General features: G+C 69.9%; 9 protein-coding genes. 3 read left to right on the plus strand and 6 right to left on the minus strand.

The annotated features are described in order from the left end of the window. A partial coding sequence (locus AC08OP_RS14380; RefSeq protein WP_476614657.1) for a glycerophosphodiester phosphodiesterase occupies positions 1–1,145 on the minus strand: 1,145 nt, incomplete at its 3' end. Between the two features lie 396 nt (positions 1,146–1,541). Between AC08OP_RS14380 and AC08OP_RS14385 the strand changes: the two genes are divergently transcribed. Beyond that, positions 1,542–2,066 (plus strand): SixA phosphatase family protein, encoded by a 525-nt coding sequence (locus AC08OP_RS14385; RefSeq protein WP_476614658.1) that lies wholly within the window; start codon positions 1,542–1,544, stop codon positions 2,064–2,066. Here the strand turns inward: AC08OP_RS14385 and AC08OP_RS14390 are convergent. After that, the gene (locus AC08OP_RS14390) at positions 2,029–3,651 is read right to left on the minus strand and encodes a serine/threonine-protein kinase (protein ID WP_476614664.1); all 1,623 of its coding nucleotides are present in this window, start codon (positions 3,649–3,651) and stop codon (positions 2,029–2,031) included. The two genes, AC08OP_RS14385 and AC08OP_RS14390, sit on opposite strands and share 38 nt — an antisense overlap. A gap of 246 nt (positions 3,652–3,897) precedes the next feature. On the opposite strand from AC08OP_RS14390, the gene AC08OP_RS14395 reads away from it, so the two are divergent. Together AC08OP_RS14395 and AC08OP_RS14400 are read left to right on the plus strand one after the other, a co-directional pair. Continuing rightward, on the plus strand, positions 3,898–4,419 hold the full coding sequence (locus tag AC08OP_RS14395) for a toxin-antitoxin system HicB family antitoxin (RefSeq protein WP_476614659.1): 522 nt from the start codon (positions 3,898–3,900) through the stop codon (positions 4,417–4,419). A gap of 90 nt (positions 4,420–4,509) precedes the next feature. Then, positions 4,510–5,352 carry a DUF4097 family beta strand repeat-containing protein gene (locus tag AC08OP_RS14400; RefSeq protein ID WP_476614660.1) on the plus strand — a complete coding sequence of 281 codons (843 nt, stop codon included), beginning with the start codon at positions 4,510–4,512 and terminating at the stop codon, positions 5,350–5,352. A 27-nt stretch (positions 5,353–5,379) separates the two neighbouring features. On the opposite strand, the gene AC08OP_RS14405 is transcribed toward AC08OP_RS14400, so the two are convergent. From AC08OP_RS14405 to AC08OP_RS14420, 4 genes are all read right to left on the minus strand, one after another. Then, complete coding sequence (locus AC08OP_RS14405; protein ID WP_476614661.1) at positions 5,380–6,240, minus strand: SAM-dependent methyltransferase; 861 nt, start codon at positions 6,238–6,240, stop codon at positions 5,380–5,382. 531 nt (positions 6,241–6,771) lie between these two features. Beyond that, positions 6,772–8,865: a carbon starvation CstA family protein gene (locus tag AC08OP_RS14410; protein ID WP_476614662.1), complete on the minus strand. Its 2,094-nt coding sequence runs from the start codon at positions 8,863–8,865 to the stop codon at positions 6,772–6,774. A gap of 146 nt (positions 8,866–9,011) precedes the next feature. Beyond that, the gene (locus tag AC08OP_RS14415; RefSeq protein ID WP_462188965.1) at positions 9,012–9,359 is read right to left on the minus strand and encodes a hypothetical protein; all 348 of its coding nucleotides are present in this window, start codon (positions 9,357–9,359) and stop codon (positions 9,012–9,014) included. Next, a complete protein-coding gene (locus AC08OP_RS14420) occupies positions 9,356–9,694 on the minus strand; it encodes a DUF3311 domain-containing protein (protein ID WP_476614663.1) in 339 nt (112 codons plus the stop codon). The genes AC08OP_RS14415 and AC08OP_RS14420 overlap by 4 nt, the downstream gene beginning before the upstream one ends. Between the last annotated feature and the right edge of the window lie 154 nt (positions 9,695–9,848).

Raw genomic sequence — 9,848 nt, forward strand, 5'->3', positions numbered from 1 at the left:
GGGGGTCCGGGGTTCGGGAGGCCGGCGGCGACGGCCCGGGCGCGGACACCGATATCGGCCTGGTCGGTAAACAGCCCGTCGATGCCCGTCTTGAGATAGGCGACCTGTTCGTCGACGGCCCGGCCGAGGTCGCTGGGGCTGGTGCCCACCTGGTAGTCCTTCGGGAGGAAGGTGTTCTCCGCGCGGAAGGTGTACGGGTGCACCACCAACCCGGCGGCGTGGGCGTCGGTGACCAGGGAGGTCGGGGTACCCAGCGTCCCGTCCCCGGCCCGGGGGATGACCTGAAGCTTGTCCGGGCCGATGCCGTTCGCGTAGCGGGCGATCTGCCACAGCCCGGCCAGCGTCGACAGATCCTGGTACGTCCGCGGGTCGCCGGCATAGACGAGGTCGAACGGCGCGCCCGTGGCGGACAGCAGCTGTACCGAGGCCGTGCGCAGGCCAAGTGTGCGCAGCTCGCAGAGATTCGTGGTCTCAAAGGACTGGACGTACACCGGCGCGCCCCGGTGGTTCAGGCCGTACCGGACCAGGATGTCCAGCAGCCGCCGCTCCAGGGGCAGGCCGGCCTTGGCGAAATAGGTCGGGTGCTTGGTCTCCGGGTAGACGCCGATCTCGCGGCCGAGTTCCCGGGACAGCCGGGCGCGTAGATCAAGCAGTTCGGTGAACGTCGGGATCTCGAACTGGCCGTCGTACCTGGTGTTCCGCGGGCGGACCTCGGGCAGCCGTTCCTTGGCGCGCAGCGTCTTCAGTTCGGCCAGGGTGAAATCCTCGGTGAACCAGCCGGTGGTCGCGACGCCGTCGAGAATCTTCGTCGTCCTGCGGGCGGCGAACTCGGGATGCGCGGCGACGTCGGTGGTTCCGCCGATCTCCGGCTCGTGCCGGCAGACCAGGACGCCGTCCCTGGTGGGCACGAGGTCCGGCTCGACGAAGTCGGCACCCAACCGGGCGGCCAGTTCGTAGGAGGCCAGGGTGTGCTCCGGACGGTAGCCGGACGCTCCCCGATGCCCGATCACCAGTGTCGGGCGGCGCTGGCCACCGCCGGAGCCGAGGGCGCCCGCCGGGGCGACCGAGGCGGCTACCGGGGCGAGGAGAGGGACGGCGGCGAAAGGCGCTGCGACGATCCCCGCGAGCACGCGACGACGGTCCACAAGTCCTCCAGCGCAGCGGCGACGACCCTCGCCGACGGAGCGCCCATAAAGCCAACCGGGAACAGCCGACCAACGAACGGACCACGTGTTACCCGCCGTGGTCGCCCAGATGGCACTTTGATGAACCTGGCGCACGAACAGCCGGCCGTAACCATCAGCCGCGCGCAACGGTGACGACCTCGGCCAGTCCGCCTCCGTCGACGTGCGGACCGCGGTGGCACGAGCGGCCCTACGTCCGCCCGGTCGGTACGGGCCGCTACGGTGTAGGGGTCGGCCCTGCCCGGCATGCAGGGCGATGTAGATGATCAGAGAGGGTTTCGACCGGAGGGCGAGCGATCGCGGATCGCCAGAGTTCGACGACAGGATCCGAGCTACGCGTCGATAGGAGGAGCGGACGTGGTCGACTTCGTCCTTCTCCGGCACGCCCATGCCGGCGAGAAACACACGTGGCAGGGGCGCGACGAACACCGTCCGCTCAGCCGGCGCGGCCAGCGCGAGGCGCGGGCGGTAGTGGACCTCCTCCGGCCGATTCCGCTGGCGCGGATTCTCACCAGCCCGTACGTCCGCTGCGAGCAGACCGTCGAGCCGGTGGCGGCCGACCGGGGCCTGCCGGTGCAACGGTGTTCGGCCCTCGCGGTCGGCGCCTCGCCGTTCGACCTGCTCGCCGTGCTCACCCAGGACGACAGCGGGGACGCGGTGCTGTGCACGCACGGCGAGGTGATCCACGTGCTGTTCGAGGCGTGGCGGCGGCAGGGCAGAACGACGCTGGCCGGCCCGGACGACTGCACCGCGAAGGGTGGTGCCTGGATCATCCGTGGTTATCCGGACCGCGAGGCCACCGCCCGTTACGTTGCTGTGCCGGGCAGCGGGGAACGGAACCCGCTCAGCCCGGGGCGGCCGACACCCGGACACCGCAGGTGAGGTTGGCCAGGTAGACCTGGGTGCGTCCGCTCGGGTCCAGCAGCAACGGCGGACCGCCGCGGGCCGCGGTGCCGAAGCTGATCTCCCGGCCGTCGGCGGCGTCGTGGAGCTGCAACCCGCAGTCGTCCGAGCCGGCGAAGTCCACGACCTCGACCCGGACAAGGCCCGAGGGGACCTCGAACGCGTCGGTGTCGCCGGTGCCGGCCTGCTGGGCGAAGGGCAGGACGGCCGTTCCCGATCCGGAGCGGGCCGTCACCGAGCAGCCGGGGTCGTTGGCCTGCCAGTGGAAGCCGCCGACAAGCGGTACCTGGAAGGTCTTCGCACCGTAGACCTCCTTGATCGTCTTCTGCTCGCCGGTGCTGTCGCTGGTCACGATGATCGTGCACCCGTTGTCGGTGCCTTCGATCTGGTCGATGATCGCGAGACGCCACGGCGCGTCGGCGGTGAAGGACTGCCGGCTACTCGTCGAGTTGTCCGCGCTCGAGTTGTTGCCCTCGGCCACCAGCACGGCGGCGAGCGCCCCCGCGAGCGCGAGGACCACGACGGTGCCGGCGCCCACCAGCAGCCAGCGGCGGCGACGGCGTGCCCGCGGCTCGGGTACCGGGGTTTGCGGCGAACCCGGGATCTGCGGCGAACCCGGGATCTGCGGCGAACCCGGGATCTGCGGTGCAGCCGGTGGGGTGGGTGTCCGGGCTGCGTCGGGAAGGATGCGCGTCACTGGGATCTGCGCCCCCCGGGCGTGACCGACGAGCCGCTCGCACAGGTCGAGCGCGGTAGGCCGTTGCGGCGGCTGGCGGTCGAGTGCCTCGCGGACGGGCGCGTGCAGCTCTGGAGCGAGCCGGTCGGAGTCGATCTGGAACTCGGCGGCCGCGATCCGCGACGCCACCGCGTCGGCGGAGCCGCTGCCGAACGGCGGCTGGCCGGTGGCGGCGAAGCAGACCAGTGCCCCCCAGCCGAACACGTCGCTGGCGGCGGTGACCTCCCCGCCCGTGGCCTGCTCCGGCGAGAGCCACCCGGGCGTGCCGACGACTCCGCCCACCGCGGTCAGCGGGCGCGCCTCGGCCGCCGCGGCGATCCCGAAGTCGATGACCTTCGGCCCGTCCGCGGTCCACAGCACATTGGACGGTTTGAGATCGCGGTGGATCAGGCCGGCCGCGTGGATGGACGCCAACGCCTCGGCGAGCCCGGCCGCCAGGATGATCTGCTCCCCGGTGGGCAGGGGGCCGGCCGCCGCGACCTGGGCGGCGAGGTCCGGGGCGTCGACGAACTCGGTGGCCAGCCATGGACGTTCGGCCTCCAGCTCGAAGTCGACGAGCCGGGCGGTGTGGGCACCGCCGACCCGGAAACACGCCTGGACCTCGCGATGGAATCGCGCCCGGAACTGCGGATCGTCGGCGTACTCCGGTCGGATCAACTTGACCGCGACCTGGCCGAGGGGACCCTCGGCCAGGTAGACCACACCCATCCCGCCGGCACCGAGCCTGCCCAGCACCCGGTGCCGGCCCAGTGACCCCGGATCCGTGGCCCGCGGCGGCTGCATCCTGACGCCGTGCGCGTCGCCCGGCACATCCACCCCCGTCTGCATCACCGCCGCCACCGGGCGGATCGCCCCACTATCGCCGAGGCCTGCGACGGTGACGAGAGCACCCCGACGATCGCTACTTTTCGTAGTCGTCGCACGCAACGAGGGTTCGCGACCGCCCCGCCGGCAGCCGTACCGGCCGGGCAGCCGAGGCGACGACAGCCGCGACGGCAGCTATGACGGCAGCTATGACGTCCTACTGACTGCCAGAGCTTGCACATGACGTCAACTTGGTGCCACTATGACGTCATGGACCTTGCGCCGTATGTCGAGAACCTCCGCCGGGAACTCGCGGCAGCCGCGGAAGCCGCGGGTGAGGACGCCCGCGCGCTGGCCGAGCGGCTCACTCTGCCCCTGGACTCGACCGTCAGGCTCGCCCTGCTGGAAGCGCTGTCGGCCGCCGCCGACGAGATCACCCGAGAGTTGGCGCCGGGCTCGGTCGAGGTACGCCTGCGTGGGCGAGACCCTGATTTTGTCGTGACGCCACCGCCGACCGACCACTCGGGGGCGGACGACTTCAAGGCCGCCGTGGTCAGGCAACCGTCCGCCGCTCCAGAAGACGACGAGGGACGTACCTCGCGGATCACGCTACGCGTCCCCGAGCGTCTCAGACCGCGCATCGATGAAGCGGCCGAGCACGAAGGACTGTCCGTCAACGCCTGGCTGGTGCACGCCGTCTCCGCCGCGCTCGACCCTGGTGCCGCGGGACGGCGCACCGGTCCGCACGCAGGCCAGCAGATGGGGCGGCGTTACAGCGGCTGGGTGCGCTAGCCACGCCAGCGTTCACCGCGTTCACCGCGCCAGCGTTCACCGCGCCCGGGCAAGCCACGCCCGGGCTGACGACGCCACAAGGAGATCATCATGCCGACTTTCCGCACCCCCGAGCCGATCCTCGCCGTCATCGAACTCGGGACCGGCCACGTCCGGATCAACGCGAGCGACCGCGCCGACACGGTCGTGGAGGTAAGCCCGAGCGACCCGTCGCACGACACCGACGTTCAGACGGCGCGAGAGACCCTCATCGAGTACGACGAAGGGAAGCTTCACCTCAGAGCACCCAGGAAGAAGGCCCGCTCGCTGTCCGGGCCGGACGGCTCCGTCACCGTGACAGTCGAGCTGCCCACCGGTTCGCGGGTCGACGCGAGCTCGATGACCAACATCCAGAGCACGGGCCGCCTGGGCGATTCCAGCTTCCACACCGCCACCGGCGACATTGACCTTGACCAGACCGGCAGGCTCCGGCTGGGGACCGCCAACGGGAACGTGTCCGTGGGCCGCACGACCGGGCACACCGAGATCAAGACCTCGAACGGCATGATCCGGATCCGCGAGATCGATGGCTCGGCGGTAGTCAAGACGGCCAACGGGGGCGTCACCATCGGTGAGGTGACGGGGGACGCGCGGCTGATCACTGCCTCCGGTGCCATCACCGTCGACCGCGCGCTGGCGGGGGTCGAGGCCAGGACCGCCTCGGGCAGCGTGCGGATCGGCGAAGTGGTGCGCGGCGCAGTCGCGCTCGTATCCGGTTCCGGCCGGCTCGAAGTGGGAGTACGGAAAGGTACCGCCGCCCTGCTGGACGTCCGCTCGGGACGCGGCGGTGTGCACAGCGAACTGACCGCCATCCACGCCCCCGCGCCCACCGACGAGACCGTCGAGGTGCGCGCCCGTACCGGCGACGGCGACATCCTGATCCACCGTGCCTGACCATTCCCGAAGCGCGAGCCGGCCCGGCTACGCTTTCCGCCCGATGGCGCCGTAGCAGCTGACCTGGGCGTCGGTCAGGTCAGCGGGCACGGTGTCATCGGGCCGCCAGCGGTGTGCCACCTCCACCCCCGGGTCGACCAGCTCCAGCCCGGTGAACAGACGCTCGACCTCGGCACGGCTGCGTAGCTGGGTGGAAATCCCCCGTTGCCGGTAGGCCTCGGCCGCCACCAGCAACGTGGGGTCGAAGTCGCCGGTGCCGTGGGTGAGAACGAGGTAGCTGCCGGACGGAAGCACGTCGACGAAGCGACGGAGAATGCCGTGCGGGTCGTCGGAGTCGGGGATGAAGTGGAAGATCGCGATCACGGACAGGGCGATCGGCTGGGTGAAATCGAGGGTGTCGCGCAGTTCCGGGGCGGCCAGAATGCGCTCCGGGTCGCGCAGATCCGCGTCGAGGTAGGCGGTGCGGCCCTCGGGGGTGCTGGCGAGTAGGGCTCGGGCGTGAGTGAGGACGATCGGGTCGTTGTCGGCGTAGACGATCCGGGCGTCCGGGGCGATGCCCTGGGCGACCTCGTGCAGGTTCGGGCTGGTAGGGATGCCGGTGCCGATGTCAAGAAACTGGCGGATCCCGACCTCGCTGGTGAGGTAGCGGATGGCCCGCGTCATGAACGCCCGGTTTTGCCTGGCGGCGGTCCGCGCATTCGGGGACGTGGCCAGCACCTGTTCGGCGACCTCCCGATCGGCGGGGAAGTGGTCCTTCCCACCGAGGTAGTAGTCGTACATCCGAGCGGAATGCGGCTGGTCGGTCCTGAGGTCGACCGGGCTGCGTTCCTCCGCGAGAGTCTTCCACCACTGCCCGCCCGCCCAGTCGCGCTCGCCCGAGTCCGTCACTACAGCCAGCCCCCTCGTATCCCGATGATTCCCCCCCAACTACCCTAGCCCGAACTTCTCAACAAATTTGATCTTGTGTGTCTGTTGGCTGGCCGGCGTTCCGCCTTCCAGGGGCTGACCTGGTCCTGTAGAGGTGCTCCGATCGATACGTTGGCCTCTGGTGGGCATGACCTAAAGATAGTCAGCCTCTACCCGAAGAAGATCAATGGCAGGATGTCGTCCTCCCCGGAGGGGGTGCCCTGGGGCAGTACGCGTCGCCCTGCCCGCCGGAGCGGGCCGAGGTAGTGGCGAGCGAGGCGATCGCCTTCCGGGGCGGCCGGGATGCGGCAGCGCGTCGTCACCGGGAACACCCTCGTACGTGTTCGTCGACGCCGCCGACGGGCACGGCCTGTCTGGTTAGCTTGAGGGCCGCACCGACGCCGCCGCCGCGCTGACTGTTTGCGCCGGGACGAGCGGGTTCCGGCCTGATGGCCGTCGCCAGCTTGCCTCGGCGCAAACAGATTCAACTCTCGCCATTTTCGTGGGATGTTGTCAGCGGCGCAGCGGCGGTGTGACGGGCTCGGGCTGAGGGGCCACGGCCGCCTGGGCTGCGTCCGCGAGCAGCCGGCGCTCTTCAGCGGTCGCCAACAATCCCCCGGGCGCGACAAAACGGGAAGCTACATAGTCCGCTTCGGTGGTGGGTATCGGCACCCGGGTGCGGACAGCCCGTATGCACACCCGTACCGCATCGGCGAGCACGACGAGCACCAGCAGGGCGAACACTATCGCCATGATGCCATCCAAGGTCGAGTTCTGGACGACTTTGTGCATGTCGCTGATGCTCTTCGCGGGCGCCAGAACCCTGCCTTCGTCGAGCGCGTCGGCATAGCGGTGCCGTTGGGCGAAGAAGCCGAGCTTGGGATCGTCCGAGAAAACCTTCTGCCAGGCCGCGGTGAAGGTGACGGCGACATCCCAGCCGAGCGGGACGCCGGGCACCCAGGCCCACCGCGCTCGCCCACTCTTGACGAACAGGGTGGTGACGACCGCCAATGCGATGGCGGCAAGCATCTGGTTGGCCATCCCGAACAGCGGGAACAGCTGGTTGATGCCGCCGAGCGGGTCGGTTGCCCCGGTCCAGAGGAAGTAGCCCCAGGTGCCGACCACCAGCGCGCTGCTCAGCCAGACCCCGGGCCACCAGCTCACCCGGCCGATTGGCTTCCACACGTTCCCGAGCATGTCCTGCAACATGAATCGGCCGACCCGGGTGCCGGCGTCGACAGTGGTCAGGATGAACAATGCCTCGAACATGATCGCGAAGTGGTACCAGAAGGCGGCGAGGCGACCGCCCCCGAATGCGCCTGAAAGGATGTTGGACATGCCGACAGCGAGCGTCGGTGCACCTCCGGTGCGGGCTACCAGCGTCGATTCGCCGACGGCCCGGGCCGCGGAGTCGAGGGCGTCCGGGGTGATGGTGAAACCGAGGTTGGTGACCGCGGACGCAGCCGACGCCGCGGTCTTGCCGACGACCCCACCGGGCGCATTCATGGCGTAGTAGAGGCCCGGGCTGAGCACCGCCGCCGCGATCAGCGCCATCAGTGCGACAAGGGACTCGGTCAGCATCGCCCCATAACCGATGAGCCGGACCTGGGACTCCTTCTGGATCATCTTCGGCGTGGTGCCGGAGGCGATGAGGGAGTGGAATCCGGACAGGGCACCGCAGGCGATGGTGATGAAGAGGAATGGGAACAGGCTGCCGGCGAACACCGGCCCGTTTCCCCTGGTCGCGAAAGTACTGATTGCGTCCGCCTGAAGTACCGGAAATTCGACGAGAACGCCGATGGCGAGCAGCCCGATGGTGCCGACCTTCATAAAGGTCGAGAGGTAGTCGCGGGGCGCGAGCAGGAGCCACACCGGCAGCACCGAGGCGACAAAGCCGTAGCCGACGAGGCAGGCGACCAGTGCCTTCGGGCTGAGTGTAAAGGCGGAGGCGAGGGCGGAGTCCTGGATCCAGCGGCCGCCGACAAGGGCCGCGAACAGTCCGGCGACACCGACGGCGGTGGCCTCAGCGACCCGGCCGGGTCGCAGCACCCGCAGGTAGATGCCCATGAACAGGGCGATCGGGATGGTCATTGCGATCGAGAAGGTGCCCCATGCAGAGGCGGCGAGCGCGTTCACCACGACAAGCGCCAGCACCGCCAGCAAAATGATCATTATGGCGAAGACAGCCACCAGTGCCGCCGTCCCGCCCACCGGGCCGATCTCGTCGCGCGCCATCTGGCCCAGGCTCTTGCCGTCCCGCCGCATGGAGAAGAACAACGTCACCATGTCCTGCACGGCACCGGCGAAAATAACACCGGCGATGATCCAGATCGTCCCGGGCAGATACCCCATCTGTACGGCGAGCACCGGGCCGACGAGCGGACCGGCCCCGGCGATGGCAGCGAAGTGGTGGCCAAACAGGACCCGCCGGTCGGTCGGCTGGTAGTCGACGCCGTTGTCGAGGCGTTCGGCCGGCGTCGCCCGGCTGTCATCCACCCGCAGCACCCGGTTTGCGATGAACCGGGCGTAGAAGCGGTAGGCGATGGCGAAGGATCCCAGGCCGGCGAGCAGGATCCACGCCGCAGAGATCGACTCGTGGCGGGACATCGCGAGCACAGCCCAGCTGATCGCGCCGGCCGCCGACACCGTGGTCCAGATGGCTATCGAACGGAGCCGGCCGGTCCTCCGGCCAGGGCCAGGCCCACGACCGCCGCCAGGCGGAAGGCCGGTTCCGGCAGTATCGAGACGGGTAGTCATACGAGGCGTCCTTTGGCGAGAGCGGCCCGGCCGAGCAGGTCAGCGAGCCCGACATCGGGCGGCAGGTCGGTGCTGAAGTGCCGGAAGCCGAGCCGCGAGCGGCAGTCGACTGTGACATCGCGGCCCAGGAGGAACGGATAGGCGAGTGGATGGGCTACGGCGCTGCCACCGGGATCCGCGTCCACCGGGCGGAAGCCCCGGTGCCGCGGCACGAGCGCCCGCGGCGCGGTGCGCAACCACAGTTGACCGGTGCAGGCGCAGCACAGCCCCAGCGGGGCCCAGTCAAAAACGACTACCTCGCCCTCGCGGAGCGCCGCGCGGGCCCGGTCGGTGAACCGGATCATCGCAGGCCTTCCGGCGCCGTCCCCCGGCTGTGCAGCCGCCAAGCGGCGGCGGTCAGCAGCGCGCTTAAGGGCACCCAGGCAAGCTGATACCAGTAAAAGAACGGCACCCCGGCCAGCCGTGGCTCATCCTGCGCATAAAGCGGGACCGCCAGCAGGGCTGCGAACGGTGTCCCGAGGCACGCGACCGCGGCGGTTCGCCGCCGACGTGCCGCCGCGCGGGCCGGACGACCGGCGGCCGGCCGGCCTGTTGCAGGCACGGGCCCTGCCGGGATGCCTGCCGCGGAGTTCGCCGGGGCACCCCGCTGGGTGTCCCGGCCCTGCTCATCGTGCCACATCCTGATCTCCCTGCATTTTGATCTTCCTGGTGGTAGGCCACCGACTGGCCCAGGTACCCAGGCCGGGTGGTCACGCAGGCCGCGATGGTGTCACCGGGAGAGTTGCTCGCCGCGCCTCCGCGGTTTACGACTCGGTGAGCTAGAGGTTTACGGC

The organism is Frankia sp. CeRuru1, assembly GCF_977966315.1.